Annotated in this window: 19 protein-coding genes; 10 read left to right on the top strand and 9 right to left on the bottom strand. The window is 71.1% G+C overall.

Annotated features, from left to right (window positions below):
• Positions 1-2 precede the first annotated feature (2 nt).
• Positions 3-188 (bottom strand): hypothetical protein, encoded by a 186-nt coding sequence (locus tag J3A75_RS09415; protein WP_012318097.1) that lies wholly within the window; start codon positions 186-188, stop codon positions 3-5.
• A gap of 193 nt (positions 189-381) precedes the next feature.
• Between J3A75_RS09415 and J3A75_RS09410 the strand changes: the two genes are divergently transcribed.
• The 5 genes from J3A75_RS09410 (at position 382) to fdhE (ending at position 6,931) form a co-directional block, all read left to right on the top strand.
• Positions 382-723 (top strand): hypothetical protein, encoded by a 342-nt coding sequence (locus tag J3A75_RS09410; RefSeq protein WP_043073286.1) that lies wholly within the window; start codon positions 382-384, stop codon positions 721-723.
• 154 nt (positions 724-877) lie between these two features.
• Entirely contained in the window at positions 878-3,958 is a 3,081-nt protein-coding gene (gene fdnG / locus J3A75_RS09405) for a formate dehydrogenase-N subunit alpha (protein WP_083374293.1), read from the top strand.
• Between the two features lie 15 nt (positions 3,959-3,973).
• Positions 3,974-4,909 (top strand): formate dehydrogenase subunit beta, encoded by a 936-nt coding sequence (gene fdxH, locus J3A75_RS09400; RefSeq protein ID WP_024830790.1) that lies wholly within the window; start codon positions 3,974-3,976, stop codon positions 4,907-4,909.
• A 300-nt stretch (positions 4,910-5,209) separates the two neighbouring features.
• On the top strand, positions 5,210-5,932 hold the full coding sequence (locus J3A75_RS09395; protein WP_012318092.1) for a formate dehydrogenase subunit gamma: 723 nt from the start codon (positions 5,210-5,212) through the stop codon (positions 5,930-5,932).
• A gap of 3 nt (positions 5,933-5,935) precedes the next feature.
• Positions 5,936-6,931 carry a formate dehydrogenase accessory protein FdhE gene (gene fdhE, locus J3A75_RS09390; protein ID WP_053620881.1) on the top strand — a complete coding sequence of 332 codons (996 nt, stop codon included), beginning with the start codon at positions 5,936-5,938 and terminating at the stop codon, positions 6,929-6,931.
• A gap of 18 nt (positions 6,932-6,949) precedes the next feature.
• On the opposite strand, the gene J3A75_RS09385 is transcribed toward fdhE, so the two are convergent.
• Positions 6,950-7,735, bottom strand: a complete 786-nt coding sequence (locus tag J3A75_RS09385; RefSeq protein WP_127991404.1) for an NAD(P)H-dependent oxidoreductase — start codon at positions 7,733-7,735, stop codon at positions 6,950-6,952.
• 92 nt (positions 7,736-7,827) lie between these two features.
• Between J3A75_RS09385 and J3A75_RS09380 the strand changes: the two genes are divergently transcribed.
• Positions 7,828-8,778 carry a LysR family transcriptional regulator gene (locus J3A75_RS09380; RefSeq protein WP_012318089.1) on the top strand — a complete coding sequence of 317 codons (951 nt, stop codon included), beginning with the start codon at positions 7,828-7,830 and terminating at the stop codon, positions 8,776-8,778.
• On the opposite strand, the gene J3A75_RS09375 is transcribed toward J3A75_RS09380, so the two are convergent.
• The 5 genes from J3A75_RS09375 to J3A75_RS09355 all read right to left on the bottom strand — a co-directional run bounded on the left by J3A75_RS09375 (position 8,769) and on the right by J3A75_RS09355 (position 12,340).
• Positions 8,769-9,113: a hypothetical protein gene (locus J3A75_RS09375; protein ID WP_053620883.1), complete on the bottom strand. Its 345-nt coding sequence runs from the start codon at positions 9,111-9,113 to the stop codon at positions 8,769-8,771. The genes J3A75_RS09380 and J3A75_RS09375 overlap by 10 nt on opposite strands.
• 200 nt (positions 9,114-9,313) lie before the next feature.
• On the bottom strand, positions 9,314-9,799 hold the full coding sequence (locus tag J3A75_RS09370; RefSeq protein ID WP_012318087.1) for an SRPBCC family protein: 486 nt from the start codon (positions 9,797-9,799) through the stop codon (positions 9,314-9,316).
• 125 nt (positions 9,800-9,924) lie between these two features.
• Complete coding sequence (locus J3A75_RS09365; RefSeq protein ID WP_024830795.1) at positions 9,925-10,572, bottom strand: glutathione S-transferase N-terminal domain-containing protein; 648 nt, start codon at positions 10,570-10,572, stop codon at positions 9,925-9,927.
• A gap of 8 nt (positions 10,573-10,580) precedes the next feature.
• Positions 10,581-11,219: a L,D-transpeptidase gene (locus tag J3A75_RS09360; protein ID WP_053620884.1), complete on the bottom strand. Its 639-nt coding sequence runs from the start codon at positions 11,217-11,219 to the stop codon at positions 10,581-10,583.
• Positions 11,220-11,353: 134 nt separating this feature from the next.
• Entirely contained in the window at positions 11,354-12,340 is a 987-nt protein-coding gene (locus J3A75_RS09355) for an NAD(P)H-dependent flavin oxidoreductase (protein WP_127991405.1), read from the bottom strand.
• A 124-nt stretch (positions 12,341-12,464) separates the two neighbouring features.
• Between J3A75_RS09355 and J3A75_RS09350 the strand changes: the two genes are divergently transcribed.
• A complete protein-coding gene (locus J3A75_RS09350) occupies positions 12,465-13,367 on the top strand; it encodes a LysR family transcriptional regulator (protein ID WP_053620886.1) in 903 nt (300 codons plus the stop codon).
• A 99-nt stretch (positions 13,368-13,466) separates the two neighbouring features.
• Complete coding sequence (locus J3A75_RS09345) at positions 13,467-14,759, top strand: ArgE/DapE family deacylase (protein WP_012318082.1); 1,293 nt, start codon at positions 13,467-13,469, stop codon at positions 14,757-14,759.
• A gap of 113 nt (positions 14,760-14,872) precedes the next feature.
• Here the strand turns inward: J3A75_RS09345 and J3A75_RS09340 are convergent, their stop codons facing one another.
• Both J3A75_RS09340 and J3A75_RS09335 read right to left on the bottom strand, forming a co-directional pair.
• Positions 14,873-15,934 (bottom strand): SDR family oxidoreductase, encoded by a 1,062-nt coding sequence (locus J3A75_RS09340; protein ID WP_053620887.1) that lies wholly within the window; start codon positions 15,932-15,934, stop codon positions 14,873-14,875.
• 194 nt (positions 15,935-16,128) lie between these two features.
• Entirely contained in the window at positions 16,129-17,463 is a 1,335-nt protein-coding gene (locus tag J3A75_RS09335; RefSeq protein WP_053620888.1) for an aspartate aminotransferase family protein, read from the bottom strand.
• A gap of 167 nt (positions 17,464-17,630) precedes the next feature.
• Here J3A75_RS09335 and J3A75_RS09330 point away from each other — a divergent pair, with 167 nt between their 5' ends.
• Both J3A75_RS09330 and J3A75_RS09325 read left to right on the top strand, forming a co-directional pair.
• Positions 17,631-18,191: a cupin domain-containing protein gene (locus J3A75_RS09330; RefSeq protein ID WP_012318079.1), complete on the top strand. Its 561-nt coding sequence runs from the start codon at positions 17,631-17,633 to the stop codon at positions 18,189-18,191.
• Positions 18,192-18,204: 13 nt separating this feature from the next.
• Positions 18,205-18,840: an alpha/beta fold hydrolase gene (locus J3A75_RS09325; protein WP_029359923.1), complete on the top strand. Its 636-nt coding sequence runs from the start codon at positions 18,205-18,207 to the stop codon at positions 18,838-18,840.
• Positions 18,841-18,862: the final 22 nt, after the last annotated feature.

Below are 18,862 nucleotides of genomic sequence, written 5' to 3'. Positions count from 1 at the left end.
CGTCAGCGCTTCGGCTTGCCGAGCCGGTCGATCAGCGCTTCCAGCCGCTGGTCGACCGGGGCCGAGAGCGTGTCGGTGAGGAGCGTGCGCAGGTTCTGGCCAAGATGGCGCCGGATGCCGGGGCTGAGCGGCGGCGCGTCGACGCTCCGCTCGGTCTCGGAGGGGCGCTCGGGATGCGGCTTCGACATGACCGGGAGATCCTCGCACCTGTGGAGACGCACGGTTGCAAGGTTTGGTTAAGGAGCCGTCACCGCCGGCACCGGATCCCAACGCGATGCGGGCCCGTGATCCGGATGCCCGGTGCCGGGACGGTGTCGCAGCTCGGAACTGCGGCGGCGAAGGCTACGTTGCCCGGGCATTCCCCGCTGCTAGGAGCCCCCCGTGTCCCGCTCGATCCCCCTCATGATGTCGGTGCTCCTCGGCGCGGCGACGGCCGCCTCGCCCTGCCTCGCGCAGACGAAGCCGGGCGAGATCAAGGGCGTCGACGCGATGGGCGACAAATCCCGCAGCGCGCAGGACGGCTGGAGCCAGGCGCCGGTCCCGCGGGAGCAGTCGGCCGCCAAGGACGCGCCCGATCCGGGCGGCCGCTCAATCAAGGAGAACGCCGACCGTCCGGTCCCGCCGGCTCAGCCCGGCGGCTCCTCCGCCACCGAGCCGCAGGCGCCCCTGGAGCATCGCACCGCCAGCCCGTCGGGTTCGAACCCGGCAAATCCAAGCAAGTAAAAATAACCGTCTTCATGCAGGATGACGCCGGTGCGGAAAACGTGTTGCTTCGGCTGAGACATGGCGACTTGCTGTGTCACGCAACCGCACTTGCCTCGCGCACGCTTTTTTGGGACACCCTGGAATTATACCAGATCGCTTTTACGGAGCGGAGATGACGGTCCAGGTCTCAAGGCGTGGCCTGCTCAAGGGGGCCGGCGCCGGCCTCGCGGGCGGCTCGCTGGGCGCGCTCGGGTTCGGCGGACTCGAGCCCGCGATGGCGGCTGCCGTGCGGCCGTTCAAGCTCGCGCAGATGCGCGAGACCCGCAACACGTGCCCGTACTGCTCGGTCGCGTGCGGCGTGATCCTCTACAGCCTCGGCGACCGTTCGAAGAACGCGCGCTCCTCGGTGATGCACATCGAGGGCGACCCCGACCACCCGATCAACCGCGGGACGCTCTGCCCGAAGGGCTCGGCGCTGCTCGACTTCGTGCACGCCGACACCCGCACCAAGTACCCGCTCCATCGCGCCCCGGGCTCATCGGAGTTCAAGCGCGTCTCCTGGGACTTCGCCCTCGACCGGATCGCGAAGCTCATGAAGGAGGATCGGGACAAGAACTTCGTGGCCAAGAACGGCGACCTCACGGTCAACCGGTGGACCACGATGGGGTTCCTCGGGGCCTCGGCCACCACCAATGAGACGGCCTGGCTGACCTACAAGACAGTCCGAAGCATGGGGGCCCTGGTCTTCGATAATCAGGCCAGAGTTTGACACGGTCCGTCGGTCGCCAGTTTGGCGCCCTCCTTCGGACGCGGTGCGATGACCAACCTCTGGATGGACATCAAGCACGCGGACGTGATCACCGTGATGGGCGGCAATGCCGCCGAGGCGCACCCTTGCGGCTTCAAGTGGGTCGTGGAGGCGAAGGCCCATAACAATGCCAAGCTGATCGTCGTCGATCCGCGCTTCACCCGCACGGCGTCGGTGGCCGATCTCTACTGCCCGATCCGGCAGGGGACCGACATCGCGTTCCTGTCGGGCGTGGCCAAGTACCTGCTCGACAACGACAAGCTGCAGCACCGCTACGTCTCCGCCTACACCAACGCCGGGTACGTGGTCCGCGAGGGCTACGACTTCAGCGAGGGTCTGTTCACGGGCTACGACGCGGACAAGCGCGACTACGACAAGACCACCTGGGACTACGAGATCGGCCCCGACGGCTACGCCGTGGTCGACGAGACGATGCAGCATCCGCGCTGCGTGATGCAGCTCCTGAAGAAGCACGTCTCGCTCTACACCCCGGAGATGGTCGAGAAGATCTGCGGCTCGCCCAAGGAGACCTTCCTGAAGGTCTGCGAGATGATGGCGACGACGGCTTCCCCCGAGAAGTCGATGGCCTCGCTCTACGCGCTCGGATGGACCCATCACTCCAAGGGCTCGCAGAACATCCGCTCGATGTGCATCGTGCAGACCCTGCTCGGGAACATCGGCGTTCTCGGCGGCGGCATGCAGGCCCTGCGCGGTCACTCCAACATCCAGGGGCTGACCGATATCGGGCTGATGTCGAACCTCATCCCCGGGTACCTGAACATCCCGGTGGAGAAGGAGCCCGACTACGCGAGCTACATCGCCAAGCGGCAGTTCAAGCCGCTGCGGCCCGGACAGACGAGCTACTGGCAGAACTACAACAAGTTCTTCGTCTCGTTCCAGAAGGCGATGTGGGGCGACAAGGCCACCAAGGAGAACGACTGGGCGTACGACTACCTGCCCAAGCTCGACGTGCCGACCTACGACGTGCTGCGCGGGTTCGAACTCGCCAAGCAGGGCAAGATGACCGGCTACGTCATCCAGGGCTTCAACCCCCTGCTGTCGTTCCCGAATCGCGCCAAGATGACGGAAGCCTTCTCCAAGATGAAGTTCATCGTGGTGATGGATCCGCTCAAGACTGAGACGGCCCGGTTCTGGGAGAACCACGGCGAGTACAACGACGTCGACCCGACCAAGATCCAGACCGAGGTGTTCGAGCTCCCGACCACCCTGTTCGTGGAGGAGGAAGGCTCGCTGTCGAACTCCAGCCGGTGGCTGCAGTGGCACTGGCAGGCGCAGGACGCGCCGGGCGAGTGCCGCTCGGACATCGAGATCATGTCGGAGATCTTCCTCCGCATGAAGGCGGCCTACAAGAAGGACGGCGGGGCCTTCCCGGACCCGATCGTCAATCTGAAGTGGGACTACGCGATCGCCGAGGCACCGACGCCGACCGAGCTCGCCCGCGAGCTCAACGGCTACACGCTGGCGCCGACGCCGGACCTCAACGGGACCATCATCCCGGCGGGCAAGCAGGTCGACGGCTTCGCCCAGCTCAAGGACGACGGCACCACCGCCTGCGGCTGCTGGATCTACTCGGGCTGCTACACCGAGAAGGGCAACATGATGGCCCGCCGGGACAACACCGACCCCGGCGACCGCGGCATCGCGCCGAACTGGGCCTTCGCGTGGCCGGCCAACCGGCGCGTGCTCTACAACCGCGCCTCGTGCGACCCCGAGGGTCGCCCGTGGTCGGAGAAGAAGAAGCTCATCGAGTGGAACGGCAAGCAGTGGATCGGCTTCGACGTGCCGGACTACGGCGTCACCGTCGCCCCCGATAAGGGCGTCGGCCCGTTCATCCTGAACCAGGAGGGCGTCGCCCGCCTGTGGACTCGCGGTCTCATGCGCGACGGGCCGTTCCCGGCGCACTACGAGCCCTTCGAGTCGCCGGTGGCCAACCTCGCCTTCCCGAAGATCAAGGGCGCGCCCGCGTCCCGCATCTTCAAGGACGATCTGGCCGATCTCGGCGACGCGAAGGAGTTCCCCTACGCGGCGACGAGCTACCGCCTGACCGAGCACTTCCACGGCTGGACCAAGCACGCCCGGATCAACGCGATCCTCCAGCCGGAGGCCTTCGTGGAGATCTCGGAGGAGCTCGCCAAGGAGAAGGGCATCGCCAAGGGCGGCTGGGTCCGCGTCTGGTCGAAGCGCGGCTCGCTCAAGGCCAAGGCGGTGGTGACGAAGCGGATCAAGCCCCTGATCTGCGACGGCAAGCCCGTCCACGTCGTCGGCATCCCGCAGCACTGGGGCTTCATGGGCCACACCAAGAAAGGATGGCACCCGAACTCGCTGACGCCCGTCGTCGGCGACGCGAACACCGAGACGCCGGAGTTCAAGGCCTGGCTCGTGAACATCGAGCCGACCACGCCTCCGTCGGACGCGGTCGCGTAAGGGGGAGCGGCAGACATGGCTGACTACAGCTCCCTCGACATCCGCCAGCGCTCCGCCTCCACGGAGACGCCGCCGGAGATCCGCCGCCAGGTGGAGGTCGCCAAGCTCATCGACGTGTCGAAGTGCATCGGCTGCAAGGCCTGCCAGTCGGCCTGCGAGGAGTGGAACGACCTGCGCGACGACATCGGCGTCAACACGGGCACCTACCAGAACCCCCACGACCTCACGCCGAAGTCGTGGACGCTGATGCGGTTCACCGAGTACGAGAACCCGGAGACCAACAACCTCGAATGGCTGATCCGCAAGGACGGCTGCATGCACTGCACCGAGCCGGGCTGCCTGAAGGCCTGCCCGTCGCCCGGCGCGATCGTGCAGTACTCCAACGGCATCGTCGACTTCATCGAGGAGAACTGCATCGGCTGCGGCTACTGCGTGAAGGGCTGCCCCTTCAACATCCCGCGCATCAGCCAGACCGACCACAAGGCGTACAAGTGCACCCTGTGCTCGGACCGGGTGGCGGTGGGTCAGGCCCCGGCCTGCGCCAAGGCCTGCCCGACCGGCTCGATCATGTTCGGCACCAAGCAGGCCATGATCGATCAGGCCCACGACCGCGTCGAGGACCTGAAGTCGCGCGGGTTCGACAAGGCGGGTCTCTACGACCCGGCCGGCGTCGGCGGCACGCACGTCATGTACGTGCTGCACCACGCCGACCAGCCGAACCTCTACGCGGGCCTGCCGAACGACCCGAAGATCTCGCCGCTGGTCGCCTTCTGGAAGGGCGGCGCCAAGGTGTTCGGTCTCGCCGCGATGGGCTTCGCGGCGGTCGCGGGCTTCTTCCACTACGTCACGGCCGGCCCGAACGAGGTCGTGCCCGAGGAGGAGGAAGAGGCGGTCGAGTACGACGAGGCCAAGCGCCGGGAGAATGGCGGCGGCGAGGTCCGGCCGCACTGACCCAACGGTCTCCCTCCCCCTCTGCAGGGGAGAGAGACCCGCGAAGCGGGTAGGACAGGGGAGCGACGGTGCAGAACAGACCTCTGCCCGTCGTGCTGGTCGCGCCCTTCCCTGAACCGGGGTTGCTCTCTGCCGACCCCTGCTGACGCAGGGCCGGCCCTCCCGTACCGCGTGGGAGGGAGGAGCGTAGATCCGAAAGCGACAGGGTGGAGACGGTGCAGCCGCCCCACCCTATCTCGAAGCTCAGAGCCACCTCCGCCGTGATGCGGGGCCGGCACCGCATCAGGCGCGAGAAGGCCGATGACGATCCACAGCGACATCCGGGACGGCGATCCCCGCCCCCTCCACCACGCCAAGTCCGCGGCGCCGGAGGTGATGTACGTCCCGCGCTACACCGGCGTGCAGCGGGTGAACCACTGGATCACCGCGATCCTGTTCACCTTGCTGACCCTATCGGGTCTGGCGATGTTCACGCCCTACCTGTTCTCGCTGACCGGCCTGTTCGGCGGCGGGCAGGCGACCCGGGCGATCCACCCGTGGTTCGGCGTGGCGCTGGCGGTCAGCTTCTTCTTCCTGTTCGTGCGCTTCTGGAAGCTCAACATCCCCAACAAGGACGATGTCGAGTGGACCAAGCACATCGGCGACGTGGTCACCAATCGCGACGATCGGCTGCCGGAGCTCGGCAAGTACAATGCCGGTCAGAAGGGCGTGTTCTGGGGCCAGACCGCGCTGATCGGCGTGATGTTCGTCACCGGCCTCGTGATCTGGAACACCTATTTCGGCGGCCTCACCTCGATCGAGACCCAGCGCTGGGCGCTGCTCGCCCATTCGCTCGCCGCCGTGATCGCCATCGCGATCATCGTGGTGCACATCTACGCCGGCATCTGGGTGCGCGGCACCGGCCGGGCGATGGTCCGCGGGACCGTCACGGGCGGCTGGGCCTACCGGCATCACCGCAAGTGGTTCCGGCAGATCGCGGGCGGCAAGGCGCGCCACGGCTCGGTGGACAAGCGCGGATCCTGAGTCTTGGCCAACTTCTTCAAGCGTAAACCCGCGGTTCCGGCCGCGGACAAGACCCCGACACCCGCCGAGGCGCCGAAGCCCCGCCGCCGGGATTTCAGCGAGCTGAAGCCCGATCCCGACAAGATCGGGATCTCGGGCTCGGTGCCGTTCGTCCGCCTGCCCGATCCCACCGGGCTGTTCGCCGACCGGGCCGCGCGCCTTGTGGAGGCCGCGCCCGGGCACCCGCTGGAGGCCTATCTCCGCTTCGTCGCAGAGATCGCCCGGGCCCAGTCGGTGATCCAGGCGCGGTTCCCGGCCCCGGCGGTGCCGGATGCCGCCGATCAGGCGCTGCGGAGCGAGCACGGCATGCCGCCGCTGTCGCGGCACAGCCTCGAGGCCGATCCGGATCTCGACGCGTCCCTCCTGGCGCTGCTGGCCGAGATCGATCTCTCGACCGCGCCCGAGGCTTCGGCCGCGGCGCGCGACGCCCTCCGGGCCGCCTCCCGCGAGGATCGCCTCGATCTCGCCGTTCAGGTCTTCGAGGGCGCGCTGCCGGTGGACCGGATCGCGGAATGCGTGTTCGTCTCGGCCGCGCTGCAGGTGCGCCTCGCCGGGCAGGCCGCGCGCCTCGACACGAAGACGCTGAAGCCCGTGGCGGACGGCGTCTGCCCGTGCTGCGGCGGCGCGCCGGTGGCGAGCGTCATCGTCTCCTGGACCCCCGCCGACAAGGCTCGCTATCTCAGCTGCTCGCTCTGCGGCACGTACTGGAACCACGTCCGGATCCGCTGCACCGCCTGCGGTGACGGCGAGGGCGTGAGCTATTACGGGCTCGACGAGGTCTCGAAGGACGTCCAGGTGGAGACCTGCACGACCTGCCACAGCTACATCAAGCACCTCCACCAGCACCGCGCGCCGGCCCTCGACCCGGTGGCGGACGACATCGCGTCCTACGGGCTCGATCTGAAGATCGCCGAGGACGGTTTCCGGCGCGCCGGTCTGAACCTGCTGTTCGTGATCTGAACGCCCCGCCCGCGCCGGTCACGTGCCGTCGCGGTGGAGGGCGAAGCCGCGCGCGCCCGGCGCCTCCAGCCCCGGCCGGAGCTGCATGCCGGGGATCAGGTAGTCGCCGCCATTCTGCCGCCGGAACGGGATCGGGGGCGTCGTCGCGAGCGCGGACAGCCGGTCCCGCAGGCGCTCCGCGACGGCCGCGAAGGCGGCCGCGTCGAGTCCGTCGGCCCGGTAGACGACGAAGGGCGGCAGCACCGCGTAGCCGGGATAGTGCAGGATCCCGTGCTGGATCGGGAACAGCAGGTCGTCGATCGGCCCGTTGATCCCGCGCGCGGAATAGTGCTCCTCCCAGCCGCCCGCGGTCACGATCAGCATGGCGCGCCGGCCCGCGAGGCGGCCCTCGCCGTAGCGGTCGCCCCAGCGGCGGTCGCTGTGCTCGCCGACGCCGTAGGCGAAGCCGTGCGCGTAGACCCGGTCGATCCAGCCCTTGAGGATCGCCGGCAGGCCGAACCACCAGAGCGGGAACAGCAGGATCAGCTGATCGGCCCAGAGGAGCTTGGCCTGCTCGGCGACCACGTCCTCGGTCAGGTGGCCGGCCGCGGCGGCCTGCCCCGAGGCGGCCGGCACGCGGAGGCGCACCTCGGGGGCGAGGTCCGGGAAGTCCGCGCGGTCGACCGCCGCGGTCCAGTTCATGGCGTAGAGATCGGACACCGCGACCGCGTGGCCCTGCGCCTCCAGCGCGGCCACGGTCTCGTCCCGGAGCGCGCCGCAGAGGGAGCGCGGCTCCGGATGGGCGAAGACGATCAGGGTGTTCATGGTGCGGGCTCCGTCGTGGCGCGGGAACCCCCTGCTAGCCCAGGGCCGATCGTTCCGGTACGTGAGGTGCCCGGATAGGATTATGCCGCGGAATGGATAGATCCGACGTCACCCTGGAGCGCATGCGCAGCTTCGTCCGGGTGGCCGAGCGCGGCAGCCTGTCGGCGGTGGCGCGCGAGTTCGGGGTCGGGCAATCGACGATCACCCGGCATCTGCGCGAACTCGAGGACGCCCTCGGCGTCGCCCTGATCAGCCGGACGACGCGGCGCCTCGCCCTGACGGCCGAGGGCTTGGCCTATTACGAGAACAGCCTGCGCATCCTGCACCTCGTCGAGCAGGCGGGCGCCGAGGCGCGGGACCGGCGGCACGCCCCGGCGGGCACCGTCCGCCTGTCGTGCACGGCGGCGCTGGGCGTCCTCCACGTCGGCGCCATCGTCTTCGCGTTCCAGGATCGCTACCCCGACATCTCGGTGGATCTGAGCCTTACCGACGAGCGCGTGGATCTCGTCCGCGAGGGCATGGATCTGGCGATCCGCCTGGGTCCCCTGGCCGACAGCGCGCTGAGACTGCGGGCCGTCGGGCGGTCGGAGCGTCGGCTCGTCGCCGCCCCCGCCTACCTGGCGGCGCGCGGCCGGCCCCTGACGCCGGAGGATCTCGTCGGCCACGAGGGGATCCGCATGACGAACGTGGCCGGGAGCGGTACCCTGGTCCTCGAAGGACCGGAGGCCGGGCGCCGCGCGGTGCCCTTCGGCGGCCGCCTCCGGGTCGATCACGGGCTGGCCGCGCGGGCGGCGGTCCTGGCCGGGCGGGGCATCGCGCCCGCGCACCGCTGGCTGGTCGCGGATTGCCTCGCCGACGGCCGGCTCGAGGCGGTCCTGCCGGACTACGCCCTGCCGTCGGTGCCGCTCAGCCTGCTGATCGTGCCCGAGCGGGCCGCGATCGCGCGGGTCCGGCTGCTGGCGGATTTCCTCGCCGCGGAGCTCCGCGCGGTCCCGGGGATCGTGCCGGAGCCCGCCGCGCGTGCGGCGTCGGCTCAGCGATAGCCGTAGCGGTTCTTGGCGGCGGCGAGCAGGTGCAGGGCCTCGCCCGACTTGCCGGCCGAGCACTCGGCGGCGGCGTGGGCGAGGTCGGCGTTGAAGCGGTCGCCCACCGGCTTGTTGAGATTGCCGGTGGCCACGTCGCTGTCGACGATCGCCTTGGTGCGCGCGATCTCCGGGCCGCAGCCGCTGCCGGTGGGCAGGGACAGGGGGGCCGGGATGACCGGCGCGGGTTCCGTGACCGCGGGCGCGGCGCGCTGCTGGCAGGCGCCCAGCGCCGCGACGGCGAGGGCGACGAGGCTGAGGCGCATCGGGAGACGGGACGCGGGCACGGCGATCATCCTGTTGGGGCGCGAGGGGCCGCGCCGCCGAGGTTTTGGGCCGAGCTTGGCAGTGGGTCAATCGCCCCGGCCACATGCCGAAGGGGCTCGAAACGCGGGACCCGGAACGCGGGAAACGCGCGATTCCGCTGTGGTCGGAGGGACTTGGTGCGCGCCGCCGGCATCCTGCACCGGCGGTGCGCTCCGAATCGTGACGGGGCTTACTTGGCCTTGTCGGCGAGGGCCTTCAGGCCGGAATCGTAGATGCCCTGGATCGCGTCGGTGGCGACCGTGTCCGGCGCGCCCTTGGCGTTGAAGGTCCCGGTCCAGGTCACCTTCGAGCCGGAGCCGGCGGGGGCGACCGAGAGGGTCGACTTGTAGTCCGAGACCGGCAGCGGGCTCTCCAGGATCGTGTAGGTGTAGCTCATCACCTTGTCGTCGCGGGAGACCTGCTCCTCCTTGATGGTGCCGCCGCCCTTAAGGCTGAGGGTGCGGACCTTCATGCCGTCCTTGTCCGACAGGACGCACTTCTCGATGGCGGGGTGCCAGTCGCCGATGCCGCAGAACTCGCCGATGGTCTGCCACACCTTGGCCGGCGGCGCGGCGATGTCGGCCGAGCGCGTCACCTCCAGGGCGTAGCCGGGCACGGTGGCCGCGGCGAGCGCCAGGGCGGCGAGGGGAAGGGACCGGCAGAAAGCGAAGGGCATCTCGGGGTGTCTCCGTCCGTCTCAGGTCGCGGCAGGGGCCGCGCAGGCTCTGATGGCCGCGCAGGAGCTAGGCCGGGAGGGTACGCTCGGCAATGGGCGGGAGCGACGGCGCATGACTTTCGCGGTCAGACGACGCGATCCGTGATCGTCTGCGCGTAGGGCACGGAGTCCGCGAACGACGGACGGGCTTCCAGGCGGTCGCTGAGCCGGGCGAGGTTCGGATGCCGGGCGCGCCAGTCCAGCTCGGGGAACCGGACGGAGAGGTAGCCGGCGACGGTGCCCGCCGCGATGTCGCCCAGCGTGAACCGGTCGCCCACCGTCCAGTCGCGGTCGCCGAGGAGCCGCGCGATCTCGGCCAGCCCGCCCTCGATCTTGCGACGCTGGCGGGCGAGCCAGGGGGCGCTCCGGCCGGCCTCGTCGCGCTGGCGCTCGAAGAACGTGAGCACCACCGCGTCGCAGATCCCGTCGCACAGCACCTCGTAGCGGCGCGCGGCCAGGACCCCGTCGGGATCGGGCGGCAGCAGCGGCGGATCCGGATGCTTCAGCTCCAGCCATTGCAGGATGTAGCTCGACTCGTAGACGCTGCCGCCGGCCGGCAGGAGCAGCACCGGGAGCTTCTCCAGCGGGTTGTGGCGGGGCACCGTCGTGGCCGAGTCCCAGGGCACTTCGGTGACGAGTTCGAACGGCAATCCCTTCTCGGCCAGCGCGATCCGGACCTTCCGGGCGTAGGGGCTCGGGGTGGCGCTGATCAGCCGATACCGGGGCTCGACCATGCCCCGGCCTACCAGCCGTCCATCTCGTCGGTGTCGGCCGGGTAGCCGTAGACGGTCGCGGGCGCGTAGGCGGGGCGGGCCGCGGGCCGGTAATAGGCCGGCACCGACCGGCGCCCCATCTGGTCGCTGTTCGCCAGCAGATCGTCCGGCTCGTAGGGGCTGCGGTGCCGGGCGACCCGGGAGCCGCGCTGGCCGCGGTCCGCCATCGGGACATCCGCCCCCTCGACGACCACCCGCGTCCGGCCCATGCCCTGGCTCTTCACGAGGTTGAACAGGGTCGCGGCGTTGCGCACCGACAGGCGCACGCAGCCGTGCGAGGCCGCGCGCCCCAGGCTGCGGACGTGGTTGGTGCCGTGGATGGCGTGGCCCTGGGTCGTGAAGAACATCGCGAAGGGCATGGGCGCGTCGTCCCACTCCTTCGAGAAGTGCGTGCGCTCCATCCGGAACGGCCGGTAGGCGCCGGACGGCGTGTCGTAGCTCGCGACGCCGGTCGAGACCGGCCAGGAATAGCGGGGCTGCCCGTCGACCGAGACCTCCATGCGCTGGGTGGTCTTGTCGACGTTGACGAGCACGTCCGCGCTGGCCGTCGCGGGGATGCCCGCACACAGGAGAAGCCCGGACAGGACGGAGATCAGACCGATACGCATGAGCGACTCCGACACGGGACGCGCCTCGACAAACCGCGACGGTTTGCCGTCACGCTAAAGCCCCGGCAACACCGAGGTTCCGGCCCGCCGTGCCCCTGCGTAGTCACGCTTTGCTGAGTGTCCCCGCGACGCCCTCACGGCGCAGGTGCGGCGATGGCTGAGACCCGGAGGATCGCGGCCTCGGCCTCCTCGGCGATGCGCCCGACTAGGTCGCCGGCGCCCGGCAGGTCGTCGATCAGCCCGACGGCCTCGCCGACCGTGACGTTGGCGACGTCGTAATCGCCCGCCGCGTCGGCATCCTCCACGTCCCGGCGCCGCTCGGCCGAGGCCGCGCGCAACGCGTCCTCGCGGCCGTGCCACGTCTCGATGAACGTGTTGCGCAGGAGCCGGCCGGTATAGGGCGCCGGCCAGGCCCGCTGGCGGGCGATGTCGTAGACCCGCGTGCGGATCGTGTCGTCGCCGGTGGCGGCGAGAACCCGCTGCTTCGCGGCCGGGTGGATCAGCGCCTCCCGCGTGGCCCAGAACCGCGTCCCCATCAGGACACCGTCGGCGCCCAGCGCCAGGGCGGCGGCGAGACCGCGCCCGTCCGCGATGCCGCCCGCCGCGAGGAGCAGCGTCTCGGGGCGCTCGCGGGCGATCAGGTCGGCGACCGCCGGCACGAACGCCGCGGTGCCGCGGGCGGTGAGGCCGTGGCCGCCGGCCTCCGTCCCCTGCGCCACCACCACGGCCGCGCCGACCTCCAGGGCGCGCCGGGCCTGCGCCAGGGTGTGCACCTGGCAGATCAGCCGCACGCCGGCGGCGCGGATCCGGTCCGCGAACGGCGCGGGATCCGCGAAGGAGAGCATCAGGGCCGCGGGCGACCGGGCGAGCGCCGCGTCGAGGAGCGACGGGTCCCGGGCCATGGACCACGTGATGAAGCCGCAGCCGACCCGCTGATTGCCCGCGCGGGCGAATTCCCGGTCGAGGGTCGCGTGGTCGCCGTAGCCGCCGCCGATCAGGCCGAGGCCGCCGGCGGCGCTCACCGCCGCCGCGAGGGCGCCCCCCGAGGCCGGGTCCATGGGGGCCAGCACGATCGGGTGCCGGAGCCCGAAGGCGTCGGTGAGTCTGGTCCTCAAGGCCATGGGTCTCCTCCCCGCGGAGCGTCTCGGTCGCGCGGTTGCGCGCGCCGCCCGTCCGGCCTTAACGATCCGTACGATGCGGAAAAAATGATTCCTTCAGAAGGAAGGCATCGGAAAAGCAGATGGAATGAACAGCACAGACCTGATGTTCTTCGCGGCGGTGGCCGAGACCGGCGGCATCGGGCGGGCGGCGGCACGGCTCAACACCGTCCAGTCCAACGTCACCGGCCGGATCCGCGGCCTGGAGCAGGCCCTGCGCGTGCCGCTGTTCCACCGCGGCAGCCGCGGGGTGACGCTGACCCGGGCCGGGGAGCGGCTCCTGCCCTACGCCCTCCAGGTCGGGCAACTGCTCGCGGAGGCGCGGCACGCCCTGCTGGCCGAGGGCGAACCCCGCGGACCGCTGCGGATCGGCGCCATGGAGACGACCGCGGCCCTGCGCCTGCCCGGCCCGCTCGCCGACTTCGCCGCGCGCCATCCGGACGTGGACATCGAGCTGGAGACCGGCCCGACCGAGCGGCTGATCGCCCGGGTCCTCGACCGGAGCCTGGAGGGGGCCTTCGTGGCCGGCCCGGTCGCGCAGGCCGACCTCGTGGGGCTCCCGGTCTTCACGGAGGAGCTGGTGCTGGTGGCGCACCCGGCCGTCGGCGACCTCGCGGCGCTGCTCGACCGGCTGGCCCGGGCGCGCGACGCGAAGGTGCTCGTGTTCCGGGCCGGCTGCTCGTACCGGAGGCGCCTGGAGGATTTTCTGGCCCGCCAGGGCCTCGTGCACGTGCGGCGCATGGAGTTCGGCACCCTCGACGGCATCCTCGGCTGCGTGGCGGCCGGCCTGGGCGTGACCCTGGTTCCGCGGGGCGTGGCGGACCCGGCGCACCGCGCCGGCCGCGTCTCGCTCCACCCCGTGCCCGACGGGGACGGGCACGCCCCGACCCTGCTGGTCCACCGCGCCGACGTCCGGCCGAGCGCGGCCTTCGCGCGGTTCGCCGAGCAGGTCCGGGCGGCCTTCCCGGATTCGCCGTCGGATTCGCCCTAGGGCCTCGGTTCCGGCACGGACCGTGCCCTTGACAACCGCCGGTTGACAGCGGCCCGAGCCCGGGCGCTTCCTCCCGGCCGCAGACGGTTCGGAGTTCCCATGGCCCTCGACCCCACCCTCGCCGCCGAGATCGAAGCCTCCGTGGCGGAGGGCTTCGCCGATCAGGTCGCCCACACGCAGGCGCTCGTCCGGTTCGCCTCCCTGCGCGGGGAGGAGCATGCCTGCCAGGATTACGTGTTCGAGCAGTTCCGCGCCCGCGGCTACGCCACCGAGCGCTTCGCCATGGACCGCGGCGCCATCGCGGCCCATCCGGGCGGCTCGAAGATCGACGACGCGCACCACTCGGACGCGCCGATCGTCGTCTGCCACCACCGGCCGGGCACCGAGACCGGGCGCTCGCTGATCCTGCAGGCCCATGTCGACGTGGTGCCGCCGGGTCCCCTCGACCTCTGGACCCATCGACCCTTCGACCCCGTGATCCAGGGCGACTGGATGTACGGCCGCGGCGCCGGCGACATGAAGGCCGGCCACGCCGCCAACCTGTTCGCCCTCGATGCCCTGGCCCGGCTCGGCCTGCAGCCGGCGGCCTCGGTGACGGTGCAGTCCGTGGTCGAGGAGGAGTCCACCGGCAACGGCGCCCTGATGACCCACCTGCGCGGCTACCGGGCCGACGCCGTGCTGATCCCCGAGCCCGAGGACGAGAAGCTCGTGCGCGCCAATACCGGCGTGCTGTGGTTCACCGTCGAGGTCCGGGGCGTGCCGGTCCACGTCCGCGAGATGGGCGCGGGCGCCAACGCCATCGACGCCACCTACCGGGTGATCGGCGCGCTGCGCGAGGTCGAGGCCCGCTGGAACGCCGAGAAGGCCGCGCACCCGCATTTCGAGACCGAGGACCACCCGATCAACCTCAACATCGGCAAGATCGAGGGCGGCGACTGGGCCTCCTCGGTCCCGGCCTGGTGCCGGATCCACTGCCGGGTCGCGCTCTACCCGGGCGTCACCGCCGCGCAGGCCGCCGCCGAGATCGAGGCCGCGGTGGCGTCCTTCTCCCGCACCGACCCGTTCCTGGCCAACAGCCCGCCGCGGGTGGTGTTCAACGGCTTCTTCGCCGAGGGCTACGTGCTGGAGGCGGGCTCGGAGGCCGAGGCGGTGCTCGGCCGCGCCCACGAGCGGGCGATCGGCTCCCCGCTCCAGAGCTTCATGACCGCGGGCTACCTCGATACCCGCGTCCACGCCCTCTACGACCGGGTGCCGGCCCTCTGCTACGGCCCGACCTCCCAGAACATCCACGGCTTCGACGAGCGCGTGAGCCTCGCCTCGGTGAAGCGGATCACGACCACCATGGCGCTGTTCGTGGCCGAGTGGTGCGGGACGGAGCGCAAGGTCTCCTGATCCGCCGCCGTCTCTGCGAGCGCAGCGAAGCAATCCACGGCAGCGCTGCGCTCACGGGCGTCGTGCATCCCTGGGTCGCTTCGCTGCGCTCGCGATGACCGTGGTGTTCTCCGTCAGGGGATCAGCCGGTCCGCCCGGAGCTGGGCGAACAGGTCGTAGAATGCGTCGTCCGTCGGCTGATAGGCCGTGAAGCCAAGGCGGCGGCTCTTGCTCATGTCGGTGACGACCTCGATCGGCCGGCCGAGATCGGCGTCCGTGTGCCAGGGGGAAGCCAGCTTCTCGAGGTTCGGCTCGGCCAGCCCGTAGCGCTGCGCGATCTCCGCCCAGGCCGGGCCGTCCTGCGCCATCCGCGGCTCGAGCGGCCGGTGCGTGCCGTCGAACGGCACCGCCTCGATCCCGAACCAGGCGGCGATCCGGCCCCACATCCAGCTCCAGCGGAAGACGTCGCCGTCGACGACGTTGAACGCCTCGTTGGCGGCCCTCGGCTCCGTGGACGCCCAGAGCAGCTGGCGGGCGAGAAGCCGCGCGTCGGTCATGTCGGTGAGCCCGTTCCACTGCGCGGCCGAGCCCGGGAAGAGGAACGGGCGCCCCAGCTCCCGGCACAGGGTGGCGTAGCAGGCGAGCGTCGTGCCCATGTTCATGGCGTTGCCCACCGCCTTGCCGATGATCGTGTGCGGGCGGTGGACGCTCCAGGTGAAGCCGTCGCGGGCGGCGGCCGCGAAGACGGCATCCTCCTGGGCGTAGTAGAAATTCTCGATGTCGAGGCGGCCCTGGTCCTCGCGGAATGGCGTCTGCGGGAGCTTGCCTTTGCCGTAGGCCTCGAACGGGCCGAGATAGTGCTTGAGCCCGGTCACCAGGGCGACGTGGCGGACGCTCCCCTTCGGGCGGAGCGCGTCCAGCAGGTTCTCGACCATCGCGCGGTTGACGCGGATCATCTCCGCCTCGGTGGGGCGCCGCTGCCAAGTCGCGAGGAACACGTGGGTCGGAGCGAGGTCGGCCAGCGCCTTCTCCAGCGAGGCCGGGTCCTGCAGGTCGCCGGCCACCGGCTCGACGCCCGCCTGGGCCACCGGACGGCGCGCGAGGCCCGCGACCCGCCAGCCCTCCTGGTGGAGCAGCGCCGCGGTGGCGCTGCCGACGATCCCGCTGGCGCCGACGATCAGGGCGGTGTTCGACATGGAAACCCTCGCGCCCGGCCCAAATCCGGGTCCGGGGCAGATGGGCACAGGCGGTGCTGCGACAACCCCGCCGGGCAGCGGGGACGCCTGTGCGCCGCGCAAGGGTTGTGTCCTCGCGAGACCTCTCCCGTCATCGCGAGCGCAGCGACGCGACCCTGGATTGCTTCGCTCCGCTCGCGAGGACGGAGGGGCTCTCAGGCGACCCGGTCGATCGCCGCGCCGAGGATCTCGACGATCTCGCCGATCTGGCCGCGCTCGATGATCAGCGGCGGCGACAGCGCGATGATGTCGCCGGTCACGCGGGTGAGCAGGCCGCGCTCGAAGCAGTCCACGAACACCTCGTAGGCGCGCTTGCCCACCGCGTCCGGCCGCGGCGCCAGCTCGATGCCGGCGACGAGCCCGATGGTGCGGATGTCGACGACGTTCTTGCGCCCGCGCAGGTCGTGCATCGCCGCCGCCCAGTCGTCGGCGATGTCGGCGACGCGGGTGAGGAGCCCCTCCTCCCGGTAGATGTCGAGCGTCGCGAGGCCGGCCGCGCAGGCGATCGGGTGCCCGGAATAGGTGTAGCCGTGGAACAGCTCGATCCCGTCCGGGCCCTGCATCAGCGCGTCGTGGACCGCGCGGCTCGCGAAGACCGCGCCCATCGGCACCGTGCCGTTGGTCAGGCCCTTGGCGCTGGTCACGAGGTCGGGGACGACGCCGAAGAAGTCGGTCGCGAAGGGCGCGCCGAGGCGGCCGAAACCCGAGATGACCTCGTCGAAGATCAGCAGGATGCCGTGCTTCGTGCAGATCTCGCGCAGGCGCTCGAGGTAGCCCTTCGGCGGGATCAGCACGCCCGTGGAGCCCGCCACCGGCTCCACGATGCAGGCCGCGATGGTCTCGGCCCCGTGGAGCGCCACCAGCCGCTCCAGATCCTCGGCGAGCTCCGCGCCGTGCTCGGGCTGGCCCTTCACGAAGGCGTTGCGGGCCGGATCGTGGGTGTGGCGCAGGTGGTCGGTGCCGTTGAGCTGCGGGAAGACCCGCCGGTTCGACACGATGCCGCCGACCGACAGGCCGCCGAAGCCGACGCCGTGGTAGCCGCGCTCGCGGCCGATCAGCCGGGTGCGGGTCCCCTGCCCGATCGCCCGCTGGTAGGCGAGCGCGATCTTGAGGGCGGTGTCGACCGATTCCGAGCCGGAATTGGTGAAGAACACCCGGTCGAGGCGCTTGCCGGGGCCGCCCGGGGCGATCTCGGCCAGCCGCTCGGCAAACTCGAACGCGATGGGGTGGCCCATCTGGAAGGTCGGGGCGAAGTCGAGGGTCGCGAGCTGGCGCTCCACGGCCGCCGCGATGCCCCGCCGCCCGTGGCCGGCATTGACGCACCAGAGGCCCGCGGAGCCGTCGAGGACCTTGCGGCCGTCGTCGGCGGTGTAGTGCATGCCCTCGGCCGACACGAGCAGGCGCGGCGCCGCCTTGAACTGGCGGTTGGCCGTGAACGGCATCCAGAAGGCGTCCATCGCGGGCGTGTTGCGGAGCGGATGGTCGGTCATGGGGCGGTTCTCCGGGGCAGGCGGCGCGGATCGGGCGGCGGGACCAGGGGACACCTTCGCCGATCGGGCAACAAGTCCTTTTCTGGTCGCCGCCAACCCCTTGCAGGATCGGGGCCGCGGGTGGCACCGTTGCGGGATCCGCAACACCTGAAACGGGCCTGAGCCGGATGAGCATCGATGTCGGCGCGCGCCTGCGCTTCGTTCGGGCCCGCCACGGCCTGTCGCAGCGGACGCTCGCCAAGCGCGCCGGGGTGACCAATTCCGCGATCTCGCTGATCGAGGCGAACCGGGTGAACCCGTCGGTGGGCGCCCTGAAGCGGATCCTCGACGGCGTGCCGATCGGCATGGCCGAGTTCTTCGCCCTGGAGCCCGAGCCGGAGCGCAAGGCGTTCTTCGCCGCCGAGGAGCTCACGGAGATCGGCCGCCGGGCCGCCAAGGGGGCGATCTCGTACCGGCAGGTCGGCGACAGCCTGTTCGGGCGCAAGCTCCAGATCCTCAAGGAGCGCTACGAGCCCGGCGCCGATACCGGCCGGGTGCCGCTCTCGCACGAGGGCGAGGAGGGCGGGATCGTGCTCTCCGGGCGCCTGGAGGTGACGGTGGATGCCGAGCGCCGGATCCTCGGCCCCGGCGACGCCTACAGCTTCGACAGCCGCCGCCCGCACCGGTTCCGCTGCGTCGGGCCCAATCCCTGTGAGGTGGTGAGCGCCTGCACGCCGCCGAGCTTCTGACCGCGCCGATCCCATGCCGAGCGACAGCGTCGTCCTCCTGCACGGTCTGGGGCGAAGAGCCGCCTCGCTCGCCCGGATGCGCTCGGCCCTGACGGCGGAGGGCTACCGGGTGTTCGCGCTCGACTATCCCTCGACCCGGCACGACCTGCCCACCCTGACGGCGACGCTCCGCCCGCAGGTCGCCGCGATCGCCGGCGCGACGGCGGGCGCCGTGCATTTCGTCGGGCACTCGATGGGCGGTCTCCTCGCGCGGAGCCTGATCGCGGATGCGCGGCCGGACCGGCTCGGCCGCCTCGTCATGCTCGGACCGCCCAACCGCGGCAGCGAGATCGCGGACCGGCTGCGGCATGTCGGGCTCTATCGCCGCCTGCTCGGGCCGGCCGCGCTGTCGCTCGGGACCGCGACGGTGCCGGTCTGGCCCGATCCGGACTACCCGATCGGCGTCATCGCCGGCACGCGCAGCATCGATCCGGTCGGCTGGCTGATGCTGCCCCGGCCGAACGACGGGCGGGTGAGCGTCGCCCGCACCGGGATCCCGGGCCTGCACGGGCATCTGGTCCGGCCCGTCAGCCACGCCCTGATGATGAACCATCCGACCGTGATCGCGCAGACGGTGCGGTTCCTTGCGACGGGGGCCTTCGCCGCGTAACCGTGAATTCAAAATACCGTTA

The organism is Methylobacterium sp. PvP105, from assembly GCF_017876975.1.
In the GTDB taxonomy this organism is placed as follows: domain Bacteria; phylum Pseudomonadota; class Alphaproteobacteria; order Rhizobiales; family Beijerinckiaceae; genus Methylobacterium; species Methylobacterium radiotolerans.
The sequence above is the reverse complement of the archived record's forward strand: the minus strand, read 5'-3'. Positions and strand labels throughout refer to the sequence as shown.

What these genes read in the sequence shown, in the direction of transcription:
- J3A75_RS09355 (WP_127991405.1), bottom strand. Translation starts at nt 12,340, where the DNA reads ATGGCCTTGAGGACCAGACTCACCGACGCCTTCGGGCTCCGGCACCCG.
- fdxH (WP_024830790.1), top strand. Translation starts at nt 3,974, where the DNA reads ATGGCTGACTACAGCTCCCTCGACATCCGCCAGCGCTCCGCCTCCACG.
- J3A75_RS09340 (WP_053620887.1), bottom strand. Translation starts at nt 15,934, where the DNA reads ATGTCGAACACCGCCCTGATCGTCGGCGCCAGCGGGATCGTCGGCAGC.
- J3A75_RS09350 (WP_053620886.1), top strand. Translation starts at nt 12,465, where the DNA reads ATGAACAGCACAGACCTGATGTTCTTCGCGGCGGTGGCCGAGACCGGC.
- J3A75_RS09325 (WP_029359923.1), top strand. Translation starts at nt 18,205, where the DNA reads ATGCCGAGCGACAGCGTCGTCCTCCTGCACGGTCTGGGGCGAAGAGCC.
- J3A75_RS09380 (WP_012318089.1), top strand. Translation starts at nt 7,828, where the DNA reads ATGGATAGATCCGACGTCACCCTGGAGCGCATGCGCAGCTTCGTCCGG.
- J3A75_RS09335 (WP_053620888.1), bottom strand. Translation starts at nt 17,463, where the DNA reads ATGACCGACCATCCGCTCCGCAACACGCCCGCGATGGACGCCTTCTGG.
- J3A75_RS09345 (WP_012318082.1), top strand. Translation starts at nt 13,467, where the DNA reads ATGGCCCTCGACCCCACCCTCGCCGCCGAGATCGAAGCCTCCGTGGCG.
- J3A75_RS09395 (WP_012318092.1), top strand. Translation starts at nt 5,210, where the DNA reads ATGACGATCCACAGCGACATCCGGGACGGCGATCCCCGCCCCCTCCAC.
- J3A75_RS09375 (WP_053620883.1), bottom strand. Translation starts at nt 9,113, where the DNA reads ATGATCGCCGTGCCCGCGTCCCGTCTCCCGATGCGCCTCAGCCTCGTC.
- J3A75_RS09385 (WP_127991404.1), bottom strand. Translation starts at nt 7,735, where the DNA reads ATGAACACCCTGATCGTCTTCGCCCATCCGGAGCCGCGCTCCCTCTGC.
- J3A75_RS09330 (WP_012318079.1), top strand. Translation starts at nt 17,631, where the DNA reads ATGAGCATCGATGTCGGCGCGCGCCTGCGCTTCGTTCGGGCCCGCCAC.
- J3A75_RS09370 (WP_012318087.1), bottom strand. Translation starts at nt 9,799, where the DNA reads ATGCCCTTCGCTTTCTGCCGGTCCCTTCCCCTCGCCGCCCTGGCGCTC.
- J3A75_RS09360 (WP_053620884.1), bottom strand. Translation starts at nt 11,219, where the DNA reads ATGCGTATCGGTCTGATCTCCGTCCTGTCCGGGCTTCTCCTGTGTGCG.
- J3A75_RS09365 (WP_024830795.1), bottom strand. Translation starts at nt 10,572, where the DNA reads ATGGTCGAGCCCCGGTATCGGCTGATCAGCGCCACCCCGAGCCCCTAC.
- J3A75_RS09415 (WP_012318097.1), bottom strand. Translation starts at nt 188, where the DNA reads ATGTCGAAGCCGCATCCCGAGCGCCCCTCCGAGACCGAGCGGAGCGTC.